This is a genomic window from Glutamicibacter sp. X7 (assembly GCF_054889245.1).
Map to the genome: position 1 here is coordinate 1244733 of NZ_CM142678.1, position 23014 is coordinate 1267746.

A 23014-nucleotide genomic window follows, 5' to 3' on the forward strand; every position below is an offset into this window, starting at 1 on the left:
AACCGAGCCGGAAGTGTGGTCTTCGATCGTGAGTGAGCAACAAGCTGGGAAAATCCGCGGCGCCGGGCTGCTGAAAGAGCCCAAGCCCGTTGGTCCCACCGGCAAACCCCTGACCATTTTCCCGGAGCCGGCACCGTTGCCCTCGCATGGCCCGGCCCGCGTCATCGCCATGGTGAATCAAAAGGGCGGGGTGGGTAAAACCACCTCGACCATCAACCTGGCCGCGGCGCTAGCCGAGTACGGACGCAAGGTGCTACTGGTCGATTTCGACCCGCAGGGCGCACTCTCGGCTGGTTATGGGATGAACCCCCACGAACTCGAGCTGACCGTCTACAACGTGCTGATGGATCGCAACACCGGAATTCGCGATGTGATTCGCAATACCGAGACCGAGAACATCGATCTGGTGCCGGCCAACATCGACCTGTCGGCCGCCGAAGTCCAGCTGGTCAACGAGGTCGCTCGTGAGCAGGCACTGGAACGTGCGTTGCGCGATGTCATCGATGATTACGACGTGGTGCTGATCGACTGCCAGCCTTCCTTGGGACTTTTGACCATCAACGCGCTGACCGCCGCACACGGGGTCATCATCCCCTTGACGGCCGAGTTCTTTGCCCTGCGTGCGGTCGCCTTGCTGATGGAAACCATCGACAAGGTCAAGGACCGCCTCAACCAGGTGCTCGAGGTCGACGGTGTGCTGGCGACGATGTATGACGCACGCACCCTGCACAGCCGCGAGGTCATCACCCGACTCGACGAGGCCTTCGGGGAGAAGCTTTTCGAGACCGTCATCAAGCGCACCATCAAGTTCGCCGACGCGAATGTTGCCGCCGAGCCCATTACGTCTTATGCGGCGAACCACCCGGGGGCCGAGGCCTACCGCAACTTGGCGCGTGAACTGATCTACCGTGGTGGCGCCCCCTAATGAATACGATGCTCGCCGAACCGGTCAGCGTGCCTCCGGAAATTCCCGGGCCGCAGACCGCGTCGCCCGAGCAGTCCGCGGGCTTTCGTCTCGCGCTGGAGAATTTCTCCGGCCCCTTCGACCTGTTGCTACACCTGATTACCAAGCGCGAATTGGAAATCACCGAAGTGGCTTTGGCGGAGGTCACCGATGAGTTCATTGGTTACATCAAGCAGCTGCAGGCCGCCGCGGATGACAGCAGTCTGCGCGTGCTGGATGAAACCACCGAATTCCTTGTGGTCGCCTCGACCCTGCTGGATCTCAAGGCCGCTCGGTTGCTACCGCGCGGCGAGATGGCCAGTGAGGAAGACTTCGAGCTACTCGAGGAGCGCGATCTGCTCTTCGCTCGCCTGCTGCAGTACAAGGCCTTCAAGGAGGCGGCCGGGTGGATCGCCGATCGCTACGATGCGTTGTCCTCGCGACACCCACGCGATGTGGCCCTCGAGGAGCAGTACGCCCAGCTTTTGCCCCCGCTGGTCTTCGACCTGTCACCGGACGCGTTAGCATCCTTAGCCCAGGCGGCGCTGGCTCCGAAACCCGAGCCGGCCACCGAGGTGGGGGTCGGGCATTTGCACGGGGCGGCGGTCACCATTGCCCAAGAAGCGCAGGCCATTGAGGCGATGCTGGTTGAGCGCGGGCGGGCCACCTTCGTCGAGCTGGTCGCCGACGCCGATACCCATCTGGTGCGGGTGGTTCGTTTCCTGGCGCTACTGGAAATGTTCCGCCAGCGCAGTGTGAGTTTCCTGCAGGAGCATGCGCTGGGGGAGTTAACCGTCGAACTGCACCGTGAGGTGAGCTTCGATGCGCAGGCGCTGGAGGATGAGTACGAGGCGAAAGGTGAGCAGGATCATGAGTGAGGTTCCCCGCATCGACGAGCTGCCAGGAGGCCTGTCGGCCGGGCTCGAAGCGGTGCTGATGGTGGCCGACTCGCCGGTGTCGGTAGGGCGTTTGGCGCAACTCTTTCAGGTCCCGGAAGCCCGCGTCAGCCAGACCCTAGAGGCGCTGGCTAGCGAGTATGATAGTACCGATCGCTTGCGCGGATTTGAATTGCGACGCGTTGCCTCCGGGTGGCGTTTCTATTCGCGGCGCGATTACGCCGAATTCGTCTCCAGTTATGTGCTCGACGGGCAAACAGCACGCCTTTCGCAGGCGGCCCTAGAAACCCTGGCTGTCATCGCCTACCGACAGCCGGTCTCGCGTGGACGTATTTCGGCGATTCGAGGTGTCAACGTCGATTCCGTGGTGCGCACTTTGCAGACCCGCGGGCTCATCGCCGCCTATGGCGAGGTGGGTGAAGGCGGGGCCACCCTGTATGTGACCACCGAGTACTTCCTAGAACGGCTCGGGCTGGATTCGCTAGACGAACTTCCGGCATTGGCTCCCTACCTGCCCGGTGTGCAGGACCTCGAATCGCTGGACTCGGCAACCGACCTGGCCTAAGCGCCAAGGCGAGACAATAGGTACGCTCAACGACTGACCAAGGGGATACCCACAGCATGAATAACCGTTCCTCCTCCGGCCGTCCGGCCCGCGGCGGCAAAAATTTCGGGGCCAAGAACAGCGGCGCAAAGAATTTCGGCGCCAAGGGCGGCCCGCGCGGCGGCAAGCCCACCGGCGGTAAGCCTTCCGGCTCCGCCGCTGGCAAGGGATACGCCAAGGGGGCGGCCTCCGGGTCGAAGCCCGGTGCCCAGCAGGGGCGCAAAAAGTCCGAGAGCGCGGCCCCGGCCCGCAAGTCCGAGCGCGCCTTTGCCAAGGAGCGTTTCGGGAAGTCGGTGCCCAGCAACTACGCCCGGCCGACGCAGCGCGCCCGGGCTCAGGCCCGTGCCGCCAGCCAGGCCGCGGCGAACAACGAGCAGGACGGCGTACGCCTGCAAAAGGTGATGGCTAACGCCGGGGTCGCCTCGCGCCGCGTCTGCGAACAGATGATCACCGAGGGTCGCGTGGAAGTCAACGGCCAGCTCGTGGTCGAACTTGGCGCCAGGGTGAACCCAGAACGTGACTCCATCCATGTGGACGGTATGCGTTTGCAGCTGAACACCGCGCTGAAGTACTTCGTCTTCAACAAGCCAAAGCACGTGATGTGCACGATGGATGACCCCGAGGGTCGCCGCACCATCTCCGACTACTTCAAGAACCAGCACCAGTCGCTTCGCCTGTTCCACGTCGGCCGCTTGGATTACAAAACCGAGGGCCTGCTGATCCTGACCAACGACGGTGAACTGGCCAACCGGCTCCAGCATCCCAAGTACGAGGTGCCCAAGACCTATCTGGTGCAGGTGCCCGGACCGTTGCCGCGCTCGGTGGGAAACACCTTGCGCCAGGGCGTGAAGCTCGAGGACGGCTGGGCGAATGTGGATGATTTCCGCATCATTGACACCACCCCGAAATCGGTGATGGTCGAGGTCACCTTGCATTCGGGACGAAACCGCATTGTGCGCCGCATGTTCGACGCCGTCGGTCACCCGGTTCAGCGTCTTGTACGCGTCGCCATCGGACCGGTTCAGCTCGGCGATCAGAAGCAGGGCACCATCCGTCAGTTGGGTAACCAGGAGGTCGGACACCTGATGGCACTGGTGGGGATGTAAGCATGGGATCGTCGCATCTGGCCGGACCGGTGCTGGTGATCGGCACCGGCCTGCTGGGAACCTCGGTGGGACTTGGCCTGCGCCAGAAGGGCGTGGATGTCTACCTGAGCGATATTTCCCCTACCGCACAGGGTATCGCCGTGGACATCGGGGCCGGGTATGCACTGGATACGGAGCAGCCCATCGCCCCGGAGCTCGTCGTTATCGGTGCGCCACCGGATGTCACCGCGGGGCTTGTGGTGCAGGCGCTCGAGGACTACCCGAGCGCCGTGGTGGTGGATATCGCCAGCGTCAAGGGCTCGATTCTCGACGCGGTCCGCGCCGATGAACGCGTGGAACCCGAAGCTCTGGCCCGCTACGTGGGCACCCACCCGATGGCCGGGCGTGAAAAGTCCGGCCCCTCGGCCGCGCGTGGGGCGCTGTTCACCGCCATGCCGTGGGTGCTGTGTGCCCATGAGCAGGCTGCTCCCTCGGCGGTCAAAACCGCCGAGGCACTGGCCATCGACCTAGGGGCCACGGTGCACCGGATGAGCCCGCGCGAGCATGACGAATCGGTGGCGCTGATCAGCCACTTTCCACAGGCGGCCAGCTCGATGATCGCCTCCCGCCTGCTCAACGCCCCGGCGCATCAGCTGGCGCTGGCTGGCAACGGGTTGCGGGATACCACGCGCATCGCGGCCAGCGACGAAAAATTGTGGATTCAGATTTTCGCGCATAATGCCGAGGCACTGATTCCGATTCTCAGCGGGATGAAGCAGGATCTCGACCGGCTCATTGCCACGCTGAAGGATCCGCAGGGCCCCGGAGCCCTGCTGGATCTCTCCGAGCTAATGACCGAAGGCAACGCCGGTCACGCCCGTATCCCGGGCAAACACGGTGCGCCGCCGCAGGCCTTCGCACAGGTCACCGTCCTGGTCGACGACAAGCCGGGACAGATCGCGCGGCTGCTTGCCGAAATCGGTGAGGCCGGGATCAACCTCGAGGATCTGCGCATGGAACACTCGGCCGGTTATCAGGTCGGCCTAGTGGACATTTCGGTGCTTCCGGGCCGCCGGGAGGAACTGATCAGCGTGCTCAGCAGCAACGGATGGAAGGTAGCGCAATGAGCGAAAACACATTGGTAGTGGCCATCGACGGTCCCAGCGGGTCGGGGAAGTCGTCGGTCTCCAAGGCCGTCGCCCGACGCCTAGGCGCCGCCTACCTGGATACCGGGGCGATGTACCGCGCGGTGACCTTCGCGGTGCTTGCCGAGGGGACCGACCTGAATGACGCGCAGGCCGTTGCCGAGGCCGTCCAGCAGGCGGACCTGAAGATTTCGACCGACCCGGATCACGAGCAGGTGCTGATCGCCGGGCAGAACGTGACCGAGCAGATTCGCGAACCGCGCATCTCCGAGCAGGTTTCTGCGGTGGCCACCAACCTGCAGGCACGCGCCGAACTGGTGCGCCGCCAGCAGCAGATCATTGCCGAACACGAGCGGATCGTTGCCGAAGGCCGCGACATCACCACGGTGGTCGCCCCCGACGCTCAGGCCCGCATCCTGCTCACCGCCTCGGAAGAGGCCCGGCTGCGCCGCCGTGGCCTGCAGCTGGGTGGACAGCAGAGCCAGGAACAACTGGCCACGCAGGTGATCGAACGAGACAAGAAAGACTCGACCGTGGTGAACTTTACCGCCGCGGCCGACGGGGTCATCACGGTGGACTCCTCGGAGCTGGACTTCGAGCAGACCGTGCAGGCTGTGCTTGACGCCATCGGCGCGGCACAACAAAGCTAGAACTAAACCACCTAGGTGCCCATCCTCGGCGAGAGCCGACGAAGATCAACGCCGCTGGCCGAAACCGGCCACGGTCCGAAAGGGAAAATATGAGCGAGAACAATCCCGCCTACGACGAGGACTACATCCCCGCCGCCAGCGACGATATCGCCGAGCGCCTGGCCGAGCTGAGCGACGACGACGCGGCGATCCGTGCCCAGGCGCTGCTAAGCGGACTGGAAGACTACGAGCTGGACGAGGAGGACGCGGCCCTGCTGGCCGGGCTGGATGACACCTCCGCCGATGACGCAGACGTCGTCATCCCGCCGGTACTGGCCGTTATCGGCCGCCCCAACGTCGGTAAGTCCACGCTGGTCAACCGCATCCTCGGCCGCCGCGAAGCCGTGGTGGAGGACGTGCCGGGCGTGACCCGTGACCGCGTTTCCTATCAGGCCGAGTGGATGGGCCGTCCCTTTACCATCGTGGACACCGGTGGCTGGGAGCACGACGCCAAGGGCATCCACGCCTCGGTCGCCGAGCAGGCAGAAATTGCCGCCGATGTGGCCGACGCGATCGTGTTCGTGGTCGACTCCCATGTGGGGGCCACGGCCACCGATGAAGCCGTGGTGAAGATGCTGCGCCGCAAGAAGAAGCCGGTGTTCCTGGTGGCCAACAAGGTCGACGACTTCAACCAGGAAGCCGAGGCCGCGGTGCTGTGGGGCCTAGGCTTTGGTCAACCGTGGCCGGTTTCGGCCCTGCACGGCCGTGGTACCGCCGACTTGCTCGACGCGGTCATGGAGAAGCTACCCGAGCACTCGGCCTACGGGGGAGTGATCCCGCGCGGTGGCCCGCGCCGTATCGCCTTGATCGGCCGCCCGAATGTGGGCAAGTCCTCGTTGCTGAATAAGCTCGCCGGTGCCGAGCGTGTGGTCGTTGATAACTACGCCGGTACCACCCGTGACCCGGTGGATGAGCTCGTTGAGCTCGGCGGCCAGGTCTGGCGATTCGTGGACACTGCCGGTATCCGCCGTCGCCAGCACATGGCGGTAGGTTCGGATTACTACGCCTCGCTGCGTACCCAGGCGGCCCTGGAGAAGGCCGAGGTGGCCGTGGTGCTGCTGGCCGCCGATGAGGTCGTCTCCGAACAGGACGTGCGCATCATCCAGATGACCATCGAAGCCGGGCGCGCCCTAGTGTTGGCCATCAATAAGTGGGACACGATGGACGAGGATCGTCGCGTCTACCTGGAGCAGGAAATCGATCGTGACCTTTCACACATCGAGTGGGCGCCGCGCGTAAACATTTCGGCGCGTACCGGTTGGCACAAGGACAAGCTTGTCCCGGCGTTGGAGACGGCGCTGGAGTCCTGGGATAAGCGCATTCCGACCTCGAAGCTCAACGCCTTCCTTGGCGAGCTTGTTGCCGCCCATCCGCACCCAGTGCGCGGTGGTAAGCAGCCACGTATTCTCTTCGGCACCCAGGCTTCGGCGCGCCCGCCGCGCTTCGTCCTGTTCACCACCGGTTTCCTTGATCCGGGCTACCGTCGCTACATCACGCGCCGCCTGCGCGAGACTTTTGGCTTCGAAGGAACCCCGATTGAGGTCTCCATGCGCATCCGCGAGAAGCGTGGGCGTACAAGGTAGTCCGAATTATGGTGTAGGCTTGTCTAGGAGCTTTTCGCAGGCGGTACCCTTGATCTCACGTTAGGGGAGAACGGTTGCGAAGGCATCGGGCTATGGCGCAGCTTGGTAGCGCGCCTGACTGGGGGTCAGGAGGTCGCAGGTTCAAATCCTGTTAGCCCGACCACGAGGATCGTGTGAAAGCATGACCGGAAGAAGTAAATATTGGACCGTAAGGTCATCGAAAATCCCGTCAGCAATGGCGGGATTTTCTGTATGCAGTGGACTCGTGAGACGTTGGCTACCGGTTGGCCTTGCTGAGCGTTCTACGCATACGCGGTAGGTCGAAGAGTGCCGTGCGGGCGCTGCACGCATTTCAACAAAAGCCATAGTCCTGAGCTCCGCGAAGCAATGGCGACCGGGAACGTATGCCCAACTTTGATGCGGTTACGTGCCTCCTGGCAATGAATCCTTGGGCTCATCATGAGAAATGCCCACCGTACAACGTACGGTGGGCATCGAGTGCTAGTGGACTACTCTTCCTCGTCGTTCTCAGACTCGTCATCGTCGTGAGCGAAAGGAATCGGTGCGGACTGATCCTGCTCCCGATCCGGAACGCTGGGTTTGTTCTCGCTGGATTCGGGCGTCTTATCTGGTCCTACGCCTTGGTGTGCGTTCTTCTCTGCGTCACTCATGTCTTTTCCTTTCTAGGAAGAGCTGTGTACTGGGTGGCGATCCTCACGCTAACCGACGCGTCTCGCCGGTGCACCCATCTTCACCGACTACACAGAATCCATTCAGGGGACTTTCGTACAGCTAGCTCGACTTGATGACGCCAAACCGTAGCGACCTGCTCTCCGGCGCCACCGACTCGCCGCTGCTCAACTTCCCGAGACTGGAGCGAATAGGCCTTTCGTTTCTCACGGTGCGCCAGCGTCCGACAGATCGGGGCAGTGCGCCCACCGACCGTTAGCGGCCCACATCAGACGCTGCTCCGAGAGATGGGGGTAGACGGACCGTCCCGGCTGACCTAGCCTAGGTTCATGGGAACGTTGTACTACAGCTAGTGATGTGCGTTGCGTTGAGCCAAGGCTCCGCTGTTACCGCCGCCGCGTGTGCGGCGCACTAGCTATTGTTCCCAGCGCTACGGCGCCCTACTTTCTTCCGGTACTCGACGACTGGTGTCCTCGTTTGCCGGACGAGGAGATCCTCGTGACTACTTCCTCCCTTACAGCCCCAAACCAACCCGCGGTGAGTCTGGCAGGCGTCCACAAATCCTTCGCCGAGCATGATGTGTTGCGTGGCGTCGAGCTGACTGTGCAGCAACACAGCCGGATTGCTCTCGTGGGCGATAACGGCAGCGGAAAATCCACCCTGCTCGGCATCATCGCCGGGGTGCTGAGCGCCGAGGCCGGTACGCGTCAGATCGTCGCGCCCGGCGGCATTGCTTACGCCGCGCAGGACCCCGACTTTGCGACGCTCGACACCGTGAGCGCCGTCATCACATCCTTCCATCGAGAGGCACTCGAACTTGAAGAGCTCCGTCGCCAGATCGAACAGCGGCTGAGTCAGGCTACCGGGGCCCAGGCTCAGGGGCTCCTTGCCCAGTGGAACACCGTGAACGAGCTCTATCACAGTCATGGTGCCGATGGCTGGCGCCGCCGCACCCAGCGAGCCTTGGCTCAGCTGGGATTGGGGGAGTTCCGTTGGGAGTACTCCACCGCCGCCCTCTCGGGCGGTCAGCGCGCCCGGCTGGCGTTGGGCTGTGCGCTGAGTGCCGAGGCGGATCTCCTGCTGCTCGACGAGCCGACCAACGATCTCGACGAATCGGCCTTGCGGTGGCTCGTTGCTCGCATGCAGCAGTTTCGCGGAACCTTGCTGGTGGCCAGCCACGACCGCCACTTTCTGCGTGCGTTCACCGATGAAGTGCTCGAACTCGATGACGGTACGTTGCTTCATTACGGTGCTGGCTACGATGCCTACCTGAAGAGCAAACGCCGGGAACGACAAGTCGCAGCGGAGCGCTTTGAGCGATGGCAAGCTGAAGTTCAGGATGCACGCCGTCTGGTGGAGAAGAATGCGGCCAGGACGGCCGCCATCCCGCGTAAAGCGCCCAAGGCCGGATTCGGGCATGGGGAGTTCCGGCAACGAAACCGTGCCCATGGTTCGGGCAGCAAAGTGCGCCAGGCCAAGGCCCGAATCGCCATGTTGCAGGGTGACCCGGTGCAAGCACCGGCCCCAGTGCTCGCCTTTGCGCTCCCTAAGCACGCACCAGAATCATCCGTCACCGATGGCGGGGCTCTGGTTGAATTGCGTGATGCCGTGGTCGCGGCGCCGGCTCTAATCATCGGAGACCTGCGTATTGAGTACGGGCAGCGATGGCTGGTGTCGGGAGCAAATGGGGCCGGAAAAACCACGCTCCTTCGTGCGCTCGCCGGCGAAGCGCCGCTGAGCTCGGGAGGCTATACCCGTCGAACGTTGGTGGATCCCGCGTGGCTACGGCAAAGCAGCGAAGGCTACGAGGGGCGTACGGTGCTCAGCGCCTTCGCCCGGGCGCTGCAGCTTTATGCCGAAGATGCCGCGCGGGAACTCCTTCGCGTGGGGTTATTGGCTGGAGAACTGCTGCTGGAACCCGTGGCCAGTCTGTCGGTGGGGCAGCGGCGGCGCCTCGAGCTATCGATTGCGCTCTGTGCCCGGTCGCCGTTGTTATTACTCGATGAGCCAACCAATCATCTGGCGCCGGACGTGGTTGAACAACTTGAGCAGGCGTTGGTGCACTATCCGGGTGCCATCTGTAGTGTTTCGCATGATCCGCGGTGGCGTCAGCGATTCCTTGAGCATCCGGGAGGAGCAGGGGAGTTGCTTGTCGCCGACGGGATTGTGCGACGCGTGAGGTGATGAGTTTTCGCGGCATCTTGTGCGCCGGTTCACACCTGACCTATAGTAATTGTGCGATAAACGAATTAGTTGTTCGATTATAGAACTCGATGGTCGCCGACGTCGTCGGCCCGCTCATAGACTAAGGACATCACCGTGCAGTTTCACCACAATGGGTACGTCTCCGGAGACCCGCGCATTCAGCCGGCCGCCGGCGTGGGCATTGATCGCCCCGCCGACCTGCCCGACACGATGGACGTGCTGATCGTTGGTTCCGGGCCCGCGGGCATGATCACCGCCGCCCAGCTGGCACAGTTCCCCAGCGTGAATACCCGCATCATTGAGCGCCGACCGGGTCGGTTGGCCATCGGCCAGGCCGACGGTATTCAGGCGCGCAGCGTCGAAACGTTCCAGGCCTTCGGGTTCGCCGAGCGTATTACGGCCGAGGCCTACCGGATCACGGAAATGATCTTCTGGAAGCCCGACCCACAGGACCCCTCGAAGATCGTGCGCACCGCACGAGCCATGGACGACGAGCACGGTATTAGCGAGTTTCCGCACCTGATCGTCAATCAGGCCCGCGTGCTGGACTACTTTGCCGAATTCGCGCAGCACTCGCCGGCGCGCATCACCCCCGACTATGGTTGGGAGTTCAAGACCTTGAGCGTTGTTGAAGGCGATGAATATCCGGTCAAGGCCACCTTGGTACGCACCGACGGCCCCGACACCGGTACCGAACGCACGGTAGCGGCCAAGTATGTCGTAGGCTCCGACGGAGCACGCAGTGGTGTGCGCCAGTCCATTGGGTGCACCCTGTCTGGCGATCAGGCTAACCACGCGTGGGGCGTGATGGACACCCTGGCCGTGACCGATTTCCCCGATATTCGCACCAAGTGCGCAATTCAGTCCGAGGCAGGCAGTATCCTCCTCATTCCTCGCGAGGGCGGCAACCTCTTCCGCCTCTACGTCGACCTCGGCGAAGTACCCGACGGAGATCACGGCAAGGTGCGCCAGACCTCGTTGGAGGAAATCATCGACCACGCGCAAAAGATCCTGCATCCCTACACCCTCGATGTGCGCGACGTGCCGTGGCACAGTGTCTACGAGGTCGGGCACCGACTGACCGATCGATTCGACGATGTACTCACCGAGGAAGCCGGCCAGCGTCACCCACGCGTCTTTATCACCGGCGATGCCTGCCACACCCACTCCGCCAAGGCCGGGCAGGGGATGAACGTCTCCATGCAGGATGGTTTCAACCTCGCCTGGAAGCTCGGCTACGTCCTCTCGGGCCGCGCCCAACCGGAGCTGCTTGGCACCTACTCGGCCGAACGCCAGGTGATCGCGCAAAACCTGATCGACTTCGACAAGCAATGGTCCTCGCTGATGGCCGCTAAGCCCGAAGACTTCGAGGATCCAAGCTACCTGGAAGATTTCTACGTCCGCACCGCCGAATTCCCGGCGGGGTTCATGACCGAGTACCAGCCCTCGATCCTGACCGGCGACCGCAACTACCAAGAGCTGGCTGGCGGTTACCCGGTCGGCAAGCGCTTCAAATCCGCGCCGGTAACCCGGCTGGGGGATAACAACCCGGTCGAGTTGGGCCATCACCACCGCGCCGACGGACGCTACCGTATCTATGTCTTCGCCGACGCACCGGCCCCGGGCCACGATTCGAAGGTTGAGGCACTGGCGCAGTGGTTGGCCGAATCCGAGCAATCCCCGGTCAAACGCTTCACTCCGCGGGACTCCGACATTGACTCGGTCTTCGACATCAAGGTCATCTACCAACAGCCGTACACCGAATTTAACTTCACCGATGCGCCCAAGATCTTCCGGCCCAGCACCGGAAAATTTGGCCTCACGGACTATGAGAAGGTTTACGCGGCGCTCGAAGGCAACGACATCTTTGAGGCCCGCCAGGTAAGCCGTGATGGTGCGGTGGTTATCGTCCGTCCGGATCAGTATGTCGCGCATATTCTGCCGCTCGAGGCGACCGAGCAGTTGGCCACGGTCTTCGACGGGCTGCTGGTCGAACAGACCGCATAGGCGGCGCGGTGCAAAAACACCCGGCCTGACCAGAGCCATTGAGCGCTGATCGGGCCGGGTGTTGTACTTCGCGGCCGTCGCCGGGAATTTTTCGTCCGTCATCTCGTGTTGACCTAGATGCAGAACCGCGTGCTTACGAGAGGACCGCCATGAGCGATGGCTTTACCTTTAACCTACTGAGCGTCAGTGACTCGGCCGAGGGGTGCACGGCCGAGGGATGCGTCATTCCGGGTGGGAGCATGTCTGCCCCAGAGATTACTGAGCCAGCTGCTCACGCAGAAAGTCTCGAAGCACCATCGCGTGATTAGCTTGCTCATTGCGCGCCGCATAGAGCAACGTTACGCGCTCTTGCGTCTCCAATAGCTCAAGAAAGTCATCCAACGCGGCATTCTCGGCAAGCTCGTGGCGATACATTTGCGCGAACTCTTCAAAATGCGCCGCGTCGTGATTCCAGGATTTACGCAAGGCCGTGGAGGGGGCAATGCCCTTGGCCCACCGGTCGATGGCGACTTCGGCACGCGTCTTGCCGCGCGGCCACAGGCGGTCCACGAGGATTCGGTACCCATCGTCGGGGTCAACCGGAGCGTAGACGCGCTTAATCTTCAGCTCTGGTTTCATGGGAGCGTTGCTCTGCCTTCAGTTCCTTGATCTTCGTGCCGCGACGATGCCAAAGTGCCCAACCGGCTATACCGATGAGGAAGAGCACTGCGCCCAGTGCGGCCCCGAAGAGCGAGGCACCACCAAACCAGGTCGCTCCCATGGTCAGAATCTGCTGGGCCTTATCTGCCGAACCGGTTGGATTCACGAAGATTCCGAGCGTGAGCCAGTTGGGTGTTGCCGCAATGAGGGCAAGGATCAATATGACAATGCGCCACTTCCACGTCAATCGTTTGTAGTGCGCTTGGAAGGCAATGATCAGCGGCACCAACGTGAAGATAAGGCCAAGACTGAAACCGGCCATCCAGCCGCCGGTGGCCGAACCCGCATTTTGCGAAGCAATACGCTGTGCCCACCACACGGGGAGGAATACCGCGGCCACGAAGTAGAGCAGGGCGGCCACGAGGATGAGGGTAATCGTAAGGATTACCGTGCGCTTGCCCGAGCGGCGCGGCTGGTCATTATTCGGTTGGTCGATAGGACGGGAGTCATCGGTACGATCGCTCATAGCCGCATCATGCCATGAATCAGCCCAAGAGACAGCAAAAAATGTATTGAATTGTTATCAACTTCTGTTGAGTAGGATAATCTGGAGATAGCTTGGTGGTTTGCACCAAGTCCAGTTGAACCACCGGTTGCCAAGCGACTGCTTGTACGTACTTATTGGAGGACCCACATGTCTGCGCATGAACCCGCAAACGGACCCTTTGAATCGGCCTCCGAAACGACGAATATTGCTTTGCCCAGCCAGCAAGCGGTATCCGAGCCGTCGGTGACCTACAACCTCTCTGACGACGAACGCAAGGCCGTTGCCGCGTTGCCGGAGGGCTCCGCTCTGCTGATTGCCCACACTGGCCCGAATAAGGGAGCTCGCTTCCTGCTGGACACGGAGGAAAGCCTCGCCGGCCGTCACCCAGACGCGGATATCTTCCTTGACGACGTCACCGTCTCACGACGCCACGCCCGCTTCGAGCGTCAGGGAACGACCTACACCCTGCGCGACATTGGCTCGCTGAACGGCACCTACATCAACGGTGACCGCATCGATTCGGTGACCCTGTCTAACGGCATGCAGGTACAAATTGGCAAGTTCCGCCTGAATTTCTACCAGCGTGTACCTAACGCTTAAACTAGTGAAGTCCTAAAACTTCCGCTACCGGGCCTAGCCCGGTGCAAGACCTAAGCAGACCGAGGTGTTTGACCGTTGCCGATCTTTGATGCCGCACGCAGCCCACGATTCGAGGAGATTCGCCCTCAATCTGCTAGGGCTGCGGCACTCAATATCGGTGAGGTGCTCAGTGAGCTCAAAACCGAATTTCCACGGGTTACCGCCTCGAAGATTCGCTTCCTAGAGGACAAGGGGCTCATCAGCCCGCAGCGGACCTCGGCGGGTTATCGGAAGTACTCGCCGGCCGATGTCACGCGCCTGCGGTTTATCCTGGCCGTGCAGCGGGACCAGTACCTACCACTGAAGGTCATCAAGGACCATCTGGACTCGGTGGATCGCGGCGAAACGCCGGCGGCCCTTCCAGGTGGGACGCCCAAGGCCGTCACGCAGGACATGCTTGAGGAGCTGGACGGTCATGCCCGTCCGCTGACCCGGGCCCAGTTGCAGGGGATCACCGGCGCCAGTGAGTCCCTGATTCAAGATTTGATCGACTATGGGCTTATCTCCGCCGATAACGGACTCTTTGATGCGCACTGTGTCAAGGTGACCAAGGCGGCGGTCGAGCTGGCCCAGCATGGCGTCGAAGCCCGGCATCTGCGCCAGTTCAAAACCGCCGCAGATCGCGAGTATGCACTGCTCGAAACCATCGTCGGTGCCGAATTACGTCGGGAGGACGTAGCCGCGCGTGCACGGGCCGCCGAAGAGGCGCAGGAGATCTCCCGTCGCTGCCTCGAAATCCACGAGGCCCTTTTGCAGCGTGCTATTTCGCATATCGATCGCTAGGGTGGAAGCATAAACGTCCATCGGAGCAGGAGGGCATGATGCTGGAACTAGAGTTTGCCGGTATTCGCATCCAATTGCCATCCAACCAGCCGCTGCTATTGCTAAAGCGTTCCGGGACCGATATCTACCTTCCGGTGTGGATCGGTGCCCCCGAAGCGTCGGCAATCGCAATGACCGAGCAAGGCTTAACCCCGCCACGACCGATGACCCATGACTTGATCATGAGCATTCTCGAAACTCTCTCTGCCCGCTTGGAGCGTATTGAGATCGTTTCGGTCAACAACGCGGTCTTCACGGCCGACTTGGTGCTTAGTAACGGCTCCCGAGTTGACGCGCGCTCTTCCGACGCCGTGGCGCTGGCCTTACGGGCCGAGTGCCCGATTCTATGCACCGAAGAAGTACTCCAGAGCGCCGGGGTGGAGATCGACACGGAAGCTCAGAATGCCGAGAACCCAGAGGATGAGCTCAAGGAATTTCGTGACTTCCTCGAGCATATTGACCCCGAAGATTTCTCCTCCTAATTCTTGCTGACCTCGCCACGGGCGACACGGCTTAAACTAATACTTGAAGGTCTTTGACCCGGGGCCCTGTTGGCCGTACCGTCAACATATAGGGATTCCAGTCCGCATGCGGACCGTGGGTCATCATCACTCGCACTTTGTGCAACCCGCTGTCATCCCTGGACGAATGTTAGAGCACTCTATGCAAGGAGCAGTCGGATGGAGACGAACCAGAACGGTCCCCAGCCAGGGGCTATGGCTGGCGAGCGTAGTTCCGTCGGCCAAGGATTGCTTTTCACGGACGACCTTCCGCAGCTAGATGAGCATGCCGGGTACCGTGGGCCGATCGTATGTCGTGCCGCCGGCATCACCTACCGTCAATTGGATTACTGGGCCCGCACCGGCCTGGTAGAGCCGGCGGTCCGGGGTGCTCAAGGGTCCGGCAGCCAACGGCTCTATTCTTTCCGAGATATTTTGGTGCTCAAGGTCGTCAAGCGTTTGCTCGACACCGGCGTATCTTTACAGCAAATCCGCTCGGCCGTAATGCACCTGCGCGAACGTGGTGTGGATGATCTGGCCCAGATTACCCTCATGAGCGACGGGGCCTCGGTCTATGAGTGCACAAGCGCCGATGAGGTGATCGACCTGGTGCAGGGTGGACAGGGCGTCTTTGGCATCGCTGTGGGGCGCGTATGGCGTGAAGTCGAAGGCTCCTTGGCACAACTGCCGAGCGAATCATCGGAACAGCCAGCGGTCGACGAACTCGCCGCGCGGCGAGCTGCTAAGGCCGCCAAGCGTAACGTCGGCTAGCACCTGAACTTATCAATAGCTAAAACCGTGGCCCTCGAATCATCAGATTCGAGGGCCACGGTTTTACTCTTGCTCGGCGGGCGAAGAGTTATGAGTTTTTCGGCTTCTCCGCCGACGCCATAATTTCCTTGAGGAGCTCGTCGAACTGGCTGAGCATCTGTCCGGTGCTCTTCGAGGGCCACTGGTGGACGGAGTAGGCAGCACCCTGGATCTGCTGCCACTCGGGGTGTTCGGGAATTTCCGGCTTCACCATAGAGGTGCCGAACATCTGGCGCATTTCATTCAGTCGGAAGGTGTGCTCGGCCGAATCCTTGCGTACTCGGTTAGCCACCACGGTGACCGGTCCAAGGCTTGGGGCGAATTCGCGGCGGAACAGCTCGAGGGCTCGCTGCGTGCGTTCGGTGCCGGCCACCGAAAACAGGCTTGGCTCGGCAACGAGCAGCAGCTGATCCGAAGCGCTCCATGCCATACGAGTCAGGCCGTTCAGTGACGGCGGGCAATCGATGAGCACCAGCTGGTAGCCGCTAGTCCGCGAGAGCAATTGGCTCAGGCGGCGCAGATCACGGGTGCGCAGATCTGGGCGGTCGTAAATGCCGGTGAAGGCGTCGCCCACGGCAACGTCGAGCACGGGGATACGCGTGCGAGACTTCTTCTCGGCCGCCTTGGTCTGCCATGAGCTGGCCGCGACATTGTCTTGGATCCGGGCGCGCCGCGCATTTTTGAGCATCTGACCGATCGTCTGCACGCCGTTAGCGCGAACACCCAAGCCGGTGCTGGCATCTGCATGAGGATCGAGGTCGATAACAAGTGTTGGGATGCCGGCGGCCAGTGCTGCTGAGGCCAAGCCGAGTGTTACGGAGGTTTTACCCACGCCACCCTTGAGGCTGCTGATGCTCACTACGTGCACGGGCCAGACCACGCCTTTCGAAAATTGCCGGGAAACGGTATTACCGCTAACTAGTCTCTCCTTATCATAGTGCGCCGAAGCAATTAATCCCGACTCCGCAACATGGGATTTCCCGCACGAATCATCCTTGGCTCGCACCCACCGGGAATACCCTACATTTCTATGTGGTCAGACCATACGCGTAAATATTTGTACATGGTGGCAGGGGTCACTGTAGGGTATGGAAATAACGCGGTGCCGCGCACCGCAACCAGGGACCGAGCACCACTGGTTCAGCCCACTATGGCCATCGCCGGCCCGCCCGGTAGATGCACCGACTCGATCTAGGAACACAATGTTTGAAAAAATCTTGGTCGCCAATCGCGGTGAAATTGCGATTCGCGCATTCCGTGCAGGTTATGAACTCGGCGCGAAAACCGTCGCGGTCTATCCTCATGAGGATCGTAATTCTATTCACCGTCAGAAGGCCGCAGAGGCGTATCAGATTGGCGAAGAAGGCCATCCGGTACGCGCCTACCTCGATATCGATGAAATTATCCGAGTGGCCAAAGAGGCCGGGGCCGACGCTATTTACCCCGGTTATGGTTTCCTTTCCGAGAACCCGGAGCTGGCACGTGCCGCGGCGCGCGAAGGGATCAAGTTTATTGGCCCGAAGGCCGAAGTGCTTGAGCTGGCCGGTAATAAGGTCGCTGCGCTCAAGGCGGCCAAGGCAGCTGGTATTCCGGTACTAGCCTCCTCGGAGCCGAGTGACGATGTCGATACCCTGCTTGCCGAGGCAGACAAGATTGGTTTCCCGATCTTCGTCAAGGCCGTCGCTGGCGGTGGCGGTCGCGGTATGCGCCGTGTAGATAAGCGCGAAGATCTTCCCGAGGCCCTGGGTGCGGCGATGCGCGAAGCGGGCACCGCCTTCGGTGATCCGACCGTCTTCCTGGAGCAGGCCGTTCTGCGTCCGCGCCACATTGAAGTACAGATCCTGGCCGACGAGCACGGCAATATCGTTCACCTCTTTGAGCGCGATTGCTCCCTGCAGCGTCGTCACCAGAAGGTCGTCGAAATTGCCCCGGCGCCGAACTTGGACGACGAGATCCGTCAGGCGCTGTTCCGCGACGCGGTGAAGTTCGCTAAGGAGCTGGGCTACCAGAACGCCGGAACCGTGGAGTTCCTCGTCGACACCGTCGGCGAACGCGCCGGCCAGCACGTGTTCATCGAGATGAACCCGCGTATCCAGGTCGAGCACACCGTGACCGAAGAGATCACCGACGTGGACCTGGTGCAGGCGCAGATGCGCATTGCGGCCGGCGAGTCCCTCGAGGATCTGGGCATTAAGCAGGAGAACCTCGCGGTACGCGGTTGGGCCCTGCAGTCACGTATCACCACCGAGGATCCGGCCAACGGCTTCCGTCCGGATGTCGGAACCATCACCGTCTATCGTTCCGCCGGTGGCTCCGGTGTCCGCCTGGACGGCGGCACGATCTACACCGGTGCCGAGGTTTCGCCGCACTTCGACTCGATGCTGGTGAAGTTGACCTGTCGTGGTCGCGACTACGCCACGGCCGTGGCGCGAGCCCGCCGTGCGCTGGCCGAATTCCGTGTCCGCGGTGTGGCAACGAACATCCCGTTCATCCAGAACGTGCTTTCCGACCCGCAGTTCTTGGCCGGAGATGTCGCCACCGACTTCATCGATTCGCGTCCAGACCTGCTGACCGGAAACGAATCCCAGGACCGTGGTACCAAGGCGCTGACCTACCTGGCGCACGTCACCGTCAACCAGCCCCACGGCGAACGTGTGGAAGGGATTGACCCGCGCGCCAAGTTGCCACAGTTCCCGGGCGACAAGCACGACGAGCCGGAGCGTTCGCCGTTCGATGGCCCCTCGCCTCGCCGCGTCGTAGCCGATGGCTGGCGACAGAAGCTGCTTGAGCTGGGGCCCGAAGGTTTCGCACGTGCCCTGCGCGAGCAGCAGGCAGTGGGTATTACCGATACCACCTTCCGCGACGCGCACCAGTCGTTGCTGGCTACCCGCGTTCGTACCCGTGACCTGTTGGCCGCGGCGCCGGCCTACGCACACAACGTGCCGCAGCTGTTCTCTATGGAAGTTTGGGGCGGTGCAACCTACGACGTGTCCCTGCGCTTCCTGGGCGAGGACCCGTGGCGTCGCCTCGAACTGCTCCGCGCCGAGTTGCCGAACATTCCGCTGCAAATGCTGCTGCGTGGCCGCAACACCGTGGGGTACACCCCGTACCCGACGGAGGTAACCGACGCCTTCGTGCAGGAAGCCGCGGACGCGGGCATCGACATCTTCCGTATTTTCGATGCGCTGAACGATGTCTCGCAGATGGCCCCGGCCATCAAGGCAGTACGAGCCACCGGCACCGCCGTGGCCGAGGTGGCCCTGTGCTACACCGGTAACCTGCTCGACAGCAACGAGAAGCTGTACACGCTGGACTACTACCTGGATCTTGCCCAGCAGATCGTCGACGCCGGGGCGCACATCCTAGCCATTAAGGACATGGCAGGTCTGCTCCGTCCCGAGGCGGCTCGCCGTCTGGTGACCGCGCTGCGTGAACGCTTCGATTTGCCGGTTCACTTGCATACGCACGACACCTCGGGCGGTCAGCTGGCCACCTTGATGGCCGCGATCGATGCCGGTGTCGACGCCGTGGACGTGGCAAGTGCCGCCATGGCCGGTACCACCTCGCAGCCTTCGGCCTCGGCTCTGGTCGCGGCACTGGAGAACACCGAGCGCGATTCGGGGCTGTCGCTGGATGCGGTGGCGTCGCTGGAACCGTACTGGGAAGCGGTCCGCGCCATGTACAAGCCGTTCGAGTCCGGTCTGCCGGCTCCTACCGGCCGCGTCTACCAGCACGAGATCCCGGGCGGTCAGCTATCCAACCTGCGTCAGCAGGCCATTGCCCTGGGGCTGGGGGACCGCTTCGAGGACATCGAAGGCATGTATGCGTCGGTGAACGCGATGCTCGGCAACGTCGTGAAGGTAACCCCCTCGTCGAAGGTCGTGGGTGACTTGGCCCTGCAGCTGGTCGGTTCGGGCGTATCCGCTGCCGACTTCGAAGCCAATCCGCAGAACTACGATATTCCGGATTCGGTGATCCAGTTCCTCTCCGGCGAACTGGGCAACCCTCCAGGCGGTTGGCCCGAGCCGTTCCGCAGCAAGGCACTGCAAGGGCGTAACGTCCGTCCGCGTGTCGAAGACCTTGAGCCCGAGGATACTGCGGCCCTGCAGGCCGATTCGCAGACTCGCCGCTCTACGTTGAACCGACTGCTGTTCGCCGGTCCGACCCGTGACTTCGAAAAGTCCGTGGAGACCTACGGTGACCTGTCGGTGCTGCATACCCGCGACTACCTCTTCGGATTGTCCGCAGGCAACGAGCATGTCATCTCGCTGGGTACCGGTGTGCGTCTGCTGGTGAAGCTGATTTCGATCTCGGAGCCCGACGAAAAGGGTCAGCGCACCGTCGTGGTCAGCCTCAACGGCCAGCAGCGCCAGGTGCAGGTACGCGATGAGTCGGTCGAATCCACGGTGAAGACCGCGCCGAAGGCCGACCCGAACAACGCCGGCCATGTGGCCGCACCGTTCGCCGGGGCCGTGACCGTCAACGTTCAGGTCGGCGACCTTGTCGAAGCCGGCCAGTCGGTGGCAACCATCGAGGCGATGAAGATGGAAGCTGGAATTACCGCTGGAGTTTCCGGTGTGGTCACCCAGGTGACCTTGGATGACACCAGCCAGGTTCAGGGCGGTGACTTGCTCGTGGTGATTGCTCCACAGTAAGTGACGCGATAGTTTAGGCCGCGGGCCCATTGCCAAGGCGATGGGCCCGCGGTTTTCGCATGTATTTCGACAATTGGCCGCCAGGCCGATGACGCCCGGCCATACTCCAGGAGGACCCACGTGACCCGCAGCGCGAAATTTCGGTTCGTGCCCCAGGCCCTAGCCCGTCGCTTCCGCCGCGGGCCCGTGGCCGAGCCAGACCTGCCGGCGGCACAGGTTGAGATCGCCGAGGGCCTTCGGGCGCGCGGTCAGCGGGTGTCCGTGGTGTTCTTCGCGCTGGATGCCGAGGCCGACTACAGCGCATTGGGCGAGGCACTCGAGCACCGCGCCGAGCGGCTTGCCGTGCCGGTGGCCATCACCTTTGCCGGGCCGGCACGCGCCGAAGCGGTGCTGGCCGGGGCGCTGCCAAGCGATGGAATTCTCGTGGTGCTCGCCGGAGCGGTTGAGGATCCCGAAGATCGGCTGATGGACCTGGTGACGTGGCTGTTGGCCAACGGCCGCGAGTCGCTGGCCACGCATCTTATCTACGTGTCCTCACATGCCGGCGACGATTCGCAATCACTGACCGCCTTCCGCCGGGTGCGCCTCGACGCCGATTTCGGCGTGCCGGTTAACGCTGAAGGCTCCGCTGCCGCCGGGAGTAACCGGTCGGCAACGGAGCCCTTACTTGAAGCGATCTTTGATCAGGCGACGGGCTTGCCCGAGGCGTAGATCTCGTCAATTACCTCTGCGAAGTCCTTGACGACGACGGCTCGTTTGATCTTCATCGATGGCGTGAGGTGCCCGGATTCTTCGGTGAAGTCATTGGCGACCACACGGAACTGCTTGATGGCTTCGGCGCGGCTAACACTCTCATTGGCCTTGTTGATCACTCGCTGAATCTCCTGCTTCACCTCATCCAGTTCGATGACCTGCTCCATGCTCAGCGAGGTGTCCAAGTTATGCCGGGAGAGCCAACCTGGCACAGCCTCGGCATCGAGCGTCACTAGCGCGGAGATGAAGGGCCGTCCATCGCCGATCACCACACACTGGGAGACCAGTGCATCGGCACGGATCTGATCTTCGAGCTGTGCCGGGATCACATTCTTGCCCCCGGCGGTCACGATGATCTCCTTCTTGCGTCCCGTAATCGTCAGGAAGCCATCCTCATCCAATTCGCCGATATCCCCGGTGTGGAACCAGCCGTCGGTGAAGGCCTGTTCGGTGAGGTCTTCGCGGTTGTGATATCCCCGCATCACACAAACGCCCTTGCCCAGCACCTCGCCATCCTCGGCGATGCGGACGGAGTTACCGGGCAGTGGGCGTCCCACGGTACCGATCTTGATCCGTTCAAGAGTGTTCACGGTCAGCGGCGCGGTGGTCTCGGTCAACCCGTAGCCTTCGAGAATGGTCACCGAAATGCCGTTGAAGAAGTGCCCCAGCCGTTCGCCCAGCGGGGCGCCGCCGGAGACCGCATAGCGGATGTTGCCGCCCATGGCTTCGCGTAACTTCGAGTACAACACCGCGTCGAACAGCTTGTGCTTGAGTTTGAGCCCCAGCGGGATCTTGCCCTGCTGCTGTGCCTTGGAGTAGGCCACCGCAACATCGACGCCCGCATGGAAAATCTTGCCCTTGCCGCCGTCCTCGGCCTTGAGCATGGCCGAGTTGTACACCTTCTCAAAAACGCGGGGCACGGCCAAGATGAAGGTGGGCTTGAAGGATTGCAAGTCACCGAGGAGGTTCTTCACATCCGGGGTGTGCGCCACACGGCATGCGGCCGCCACCGCGAGGACGGAGATGAACCGAGCGAAAACGTGAGCCAGTGGCAAGAACATGATCGTCGAGGCACCGGGGTAGACCGCCTGCGGTAGAGCCAGCGCCGCGTTTTCGGAGAGCTCGACGAAATTTCCGTGGGTCAGTTCGCAACCCTTGGGACGCCCGGTGGTGCCGGAGGTGTAGATAACCGTGGCGACATCGCTCAATGAGGCGCTTCGGCGCCGCTGTTCAAGAACCTCGTCCGAGATATCGCGTCCTGCGGCCCGCAATTCATCGAGCCCACCTTCAAACTGCCAGACGTGTGACAGACCATCGAGACGTTCCTGATGGGCCGCCTGCCGCACAACATTCTCATGCTGTCCGCTTTCCACGATGACCGCACCGGCGGCCGAATCGCTGATAATCCACGCCACCTGGCTGGGAGAGGAGGTCTCGTAGATCGGTACCGTGACACACCCGGCGAACCAGATGGAGAAATCCACGAGCGACCATTCGTAGCGTGTGCGGGCCATCAGGCCCACCCGGTCGCCGACCTCTAGTCCTTTGGCGATGAGCCCCTTGGCGATCGCCGACACGTCGGCGGCAAACTGGCTGGCCGTGACGTCTTTCCACCCGTTGTCCGACGGAGTTGAGAAGAGCGCCGGGTTGGCTGCCGATCGGGCGTGACGCACCAGCAAGTCGGTGACATTCGATTCCTGCGGGACCTGGATGCGAGGGGGCGAAGTGAATTCGCGCATCGGTGGCTCAACTCCTGACGTAATTCTCTAAACCGTGGAAGCTGTGGCGTTAGGCGCGTCACA

At 62.1% G+C, this 23014-nt stretch carries 20 protein-coding genes and 1 tRNA gene; 16 read left to right on the forward strand and 5 right to left on the reverse strand.

Annotated features, from left to right (window positions below; all coding sequences use genetic code 11):
- Nucleotides 1-28: 28 nt before the first annotated feature.
- The 8 genes from ACYU0X_RS06090 (at nucleotide 29) to ACYU0X_RS06125 (ending at nucleotide 7108) form a co-directional block, all read left to right on the forward strand.
- Nucleotides 29-925 (forward strand): ParA family protein, encoded by an 897-nt coding sequence (locus tag ACYU0X_RS06090; protein WP_309407925.1) that lies wholly within the window; start codon nucleotides 29-31, stop codon nucleotides 923-925.
- On the forward strand, nucleotides 925-1821 hold the full coding sequence (locus tag ACYU0X_RS06095) for a segregation and condensation protein A (RefSeq protein ID WP_461902440.1): 897 nt from the start codon (nucleotides 925-927) through the stop codon (nucleotides 1819-1821). The genes ACYU0X_RS06090 and ACYU0X_RS06095 overlap by 1 nt, the downstream gene beginning before the upstream one ends.
- A complete protein-coding gene (scpB, locus tag ACYU0X_RS06100; protein ID WP_418908881.1) occupies nucleotides 1814-2404 on the forward strand; it encodes an SMC-Scp complex subunit ScpB in 591 nt (196 codons plus the stop codon). The genes ACYU0X_RS06095 and scpB overlap by 8 nt, the downstream gene beginning before the upstream one ends.
- A gap of 56 nt (nucleotides 2405-2460) precedes the next feature.
- Nucleotides 2461-3549 (forward strand): pseudouridine synthase, encoded by a 1089-nt coding sequence (locus ACYU0X_RS06105; RefSeq protein ID WP_461902441.1) that lies wholly within the window; start codon nucleotides 2461-2463, stop codon nucleotides 3547-3549.
- A 2-nt stretch (nucleotides 3550-3551) separates the two neighbouring features.
- Entirely contained in the window at nucleotides 3552-4655 is a 1104-nt protein-coding gene (locus ACYU0X_RS06110) for a prephenate dehydrogenase (protein ID WP_309407920.1), read from the forward strand.
- Entirely contained in the window at nucleotides 4652-5323 is a 672-nt protein-coding gene (gene cmk / locus ACYU0X_RS06115) for a (d)CMP kinase (RefSeq protein WP_418908884.1), read from the forward strand. Before ACYU0X_RS06110 ends, cmk begins: the two co-directional genes overlap by 4 nt.
- Before the next feature lie 89 nt (nucleotides 5324-5412).
- Nucleotides 5413-6945 carry a ribosome biogenesis GTPase Der gene (gene der / locus ACYU0X_RS06120; protein ID WP_418908885.1) on the forward strand — a complete coding sequence of 511 codons (1533 nt, stop codon included), beginning with the start codon at nucleotides 5413-5415 and terminating at the stop codon, nucleotides 6943-6945.
- 86 nt (nucleotides 6946-7031) lie between these two features.
- Nucleotides 7032-7108, forward strand: a tRNA-Pro gene (locus ACYU0X_RS06125).
- 346 nt (nucleotides 7109-7454) lie between these two features.
- On the opposite strand, the gene ACYU0X_RS06130 is transcribed toward ACYU0X_RS06125, so the two are convergent.
- Nucleotides 7455-7616 carry a hypothetical protein gene (locus tag ACYU0X_RS06130; RefSeq protein ID WP_418908886.1) on the reverse strand — a complete coding sequence of 54 codons (162 nt, stop codon included), beginning with the start codon at nucleotides 7614-7616 and terminating at the stop codon, nucleotides 7455-7457.
- A 517-nt stretch (nucleotides 7617-8133) separates the two neighbouring features.
- Between ACYU0X_RS06130 and ACYU0X_RS06135 the strand changes: the two genes are divergently transcribed.
- Both ACYU0X_RS06135 and ACYU0X_RS06140 read left to right on the forward strand, forming a co-directional pair.
- Complete coding sequence (locus ACYU0X_RS06135; protein ID WP_461902442.1) at nucleotides 8134-9819, forward strand: ABC-F family ATP-binding cassette domain-containing protein; 1686 nt, start codon at nucleotides 8134-8136, stop codon at nucleotides 9817-9819.
- Nucleotides 9820-9954: 135 nt separating this feature from the next.
- On the forward strand, nucleotides 9955-11847 hold the full coding sequence (locus ACYU0X_RS06140; protein WP_461902443.1) for an FAD-binding monooxygenase: 1893 nt from the start codon (nucleotides 9955-9957) through the stop codon (nucleotides 11845-11847).
- A gap of 255 nt (nucleotides 11848-12102) precedes the next feature.
- On the opposite strand, the gene ACYU0X_RS06145 is transcribed toward ACYU0X_RS06140, so the two are convergent.
- Nucleotides 12103-12465: a DUF488 domain-containing protein gene (locus ACYU0X_RS06145; protein ID WP_418908889.1), complete on the reverse strand. Its 363-nt coding sequence runs from the start codon at nucleotides 12463-12465 to the stop codon at nucleotides 12103-12105.
- On the reverse strand, nucleotides 12443-13012 hold the full coding sequence (locus tag ACYU0X_RS06150) for a hypothetical protein (RefSeq protein ID WP_418908890.1): 570 nt from the start codon (nucleotides 13010-13012) through the stop codon (nucleotides 12443-12445). Before ACYU0X_RS06150 ends, ACYU0X_RS06145 begins: the two co-directional genes overlap by 23 nt.
- A gap of 168 nt (nucleotides 13013-13180) precedes the next feature.
- Here ACYU0X_RS06150 and ACYU0X_RS06155 point away from each other — a divergent pair, with 168 nt between their 5' ends.
- From ACYU0X_RS06155 to ACYU0X_RS06170, 4 genes are all read left to right on the forward strand, one after another.
- Nucleotides 13181-13633, forward strand: a complete 453-nt coding sequence (locus ACYU0X_RS06155; protein ID WP_309407910.1) for an FHA domain-containing protein — start codon at nucleotides 13181-13183, stop codon at nucleotides 13631-13633.
- 75 nt (nucleotides 13634-13708) lie between these two features.
- The gene (ftsR, locus tag ACYU0X_RS06160; RefSeq protein WP_396275238.1) at nucleotides 13709-14455 is read left to right on the forward strand and encodes a transcriptional regulator FtsR; all 747 of its coding nucleotides are present in this window, start codon (nucleotides 13709-13711) and stop codon (nucleotides 14453-14455) included.
- A 35-nt stretch (nucleotides 14456-14490) separates the two neighbouring features.
- On the forward strand, nucleotides 14491-14976 hold the full coding sequence (locus ACYU0X_RS06165) for a bifunctional nuclease family protein (RefSeq protein ID WP_309407909.1): 486 nt from the start codon (nucleotides 14491-14493) through the stop codon (nucleotides 14974-14976).
- A gap of 234 nt (nucleotides 14977-15210) precedes the next feature.
- Nucleotides 15211-15765, forward strand: a complete 555-nt coding sequence (locus ACYU0X_RS06170; protein ID WP_309410453.1) for a MerR family transcriptional regulator — start codon at nucleotides 15211-15213, stop codon at nucleotides 15763-15765.
- An 88-nt stretch (nucleotides 15766-15853) separates the two neighbouring features.
- Here ACYU0X_RS06170 and ACYU0X_RS06175 read toward each other — a convergent pair whose 3' ends face one another.
- Entirely contained in the window at nucleotides 15854-16672 is an 819-nt protein-coding gene (locus ACYU0X_RS06175; protein WP_309407907.1) for a ParA family protein, read from the reverse strand.
- A 334-nt stretch (nucleotides 16673-17006) separates the two neighbouring features.
- Here ACYU0X_RS06175 and ACYU0X_RS06180 point away from each other — a divergent pair, with 334 nt between their 5' ends.
- Both ACYU0X_RS06180 and ACYU0X_RS06185 read left to right on the forward strand, forming a co-directional pair.
- Complete coding sequence (locus ACYU0X_RS06180; protein ID WP_461902444.1) at nucleotides 17007-20459, forward strand: pyruvate carboxylase; 3453 nt, start codon at nucleotides 17007-17009, stop codon at nucleotides 20457-20459.
- A gap of 120 nt (nucleotides 20460-20579) precedes the next feature.
- Entirely contained in the window at nucleotides 20580-21170 is a 591-nt protein-coding gene (locus ACYU0X_RS06185) for a hypothetical protein (RefSeq protein ID WP_461902445.1), read from the forward strand.
- On the opposite strand, the gene ACYU0X_RS06190 is transcribed toward ACYU0X_RS06185, so the two are convergent.
- Nucleotides 21143-22951 carry an AMP-dependent synthetase/ligase gene (locus ACYU0X_RS06190; RefSeq protein ID WP_461902446.1) on the reverse strand — a complete coding sequence of 603 codons (1809 nt, stop codon included), beginning with the start codon at nucleotides 22949-22951 and terminating at the stop codon, nucleotides 21143-21145. The two genes, ACYU0X_RS06185 and ACYU0X_RS06190, sit on opposite strands and share 28 nt — an antisense overlap.
- Nucleotides 22952-23014 lie beyond the last annotated feature (63 nt).

What these genes read in the sequence shown, in the direction of transcription:
- ACYU0X_RS06110 (WP_309407920.1), top strand. Translation starts at nt 3,552, where the DNA reads ATGGGATCGTCGCATCTGGCCGGACCGGTGCTGGTGATCGGCACCGGC.
- ACYU0X_RS06170 (WP_309410453.1), top strand. Translation starts at nt 15,211, where the DNA reads ATGGCTGGCGAGCGTAGTTCCGTCGGCCAAGGATTGCTTTTCACGGAC.
- ACYU0X_RS06190 (WP_461902446.1), bottom strand. Translation starts at nt 22,951, where the DNA reads ATGCGCGAATTCACTTCGCCCCCTCGCATCCAGGTCCCGCAGGAATCG.
- ACYU0X_RS06105 (WP_461902441.1), top strand. Translation starts at nt 2,461, where the DNA reads ATGAATAACCGTTCCTCCTCCGGCCGTCCGGCCCGCGGCGGCAAAAAT.
- ACYU0X_RS06150 (WP_418908890.1), bottom strand. Translation starts at nt 13,012, where the DNA reads ATGAGCGATCGTACCGATGACTCCCGTCCTATCGACCAACCGAATAAT.
- ACYU0X_RS06095 (WP_461902440.1), top strand. Translation starts at nt 925, where the DNA reads ATGAATACGATGCTCGCCGAACCGGTCAGCGTGCCTCCGGAAATTCCC.
- ACYU0X_RS06155 (WP_309407910.1), top strand. Translation starts at nt 13,181, where the DNA reads ATGTCTGCGCATGAACCCGCAAACGGACCCTTTGAATCGGCCTCCGAA.
- ACYU0X_RS06165 (WP_309407909.1), top strand. Translation starts at nt 14,491, where the DNA reads ATGATGCTGGAACTAGAGTTTGCCGGTATTCGCATCCAATTGCCATCC.
- ACYU0X_RS06180 (WP_461902444.1), top strand. Translation starts at nt 17,007, where the DNA reads ATGTTTGAAAAAATCTTGGTCGCCAATCGCGGTGAAATTGCGATTCGC.
- cmk (WP_418908884.1), top strand. Translation starts at nt 4,652, where the DNA reads ATGAGCGAAAACACATTGGTAGTGGCCATCGACGGTCCCAGCGGGTCG.
- der (WP_418908885.1), top strand. Translation starts at nt 5,413, where the DNA reads ATGAGCGAGAACAATCCCGCCTACGACGAGGACTACATCCCCGCCGCC.
- ACYU0X_RS06145 (WP_418908889.1), bottom strand. Translation starts at nt 12,465, where the DNA reads ATGAAACCAGAGCTGAAGATTAAGCGCGTCTACGCTCCGGTTGACCCC.
- ACYU0X_RS06130 (WP_418908886.1), bottom strand. Translation starts at nt 7,616, where the DNA reads ATGAGTGACGCAGAGAAGAACGCACACCAAGGCGTAGGACCAGATAAG.
- scpB (WP_418908881.1), top strand. Translation starts at nt 1,814, where the DNA reads ATGAGTGAGGTTCCCCGCATCGACGAGCTGCCAGGAGGCCTGTCGGCC.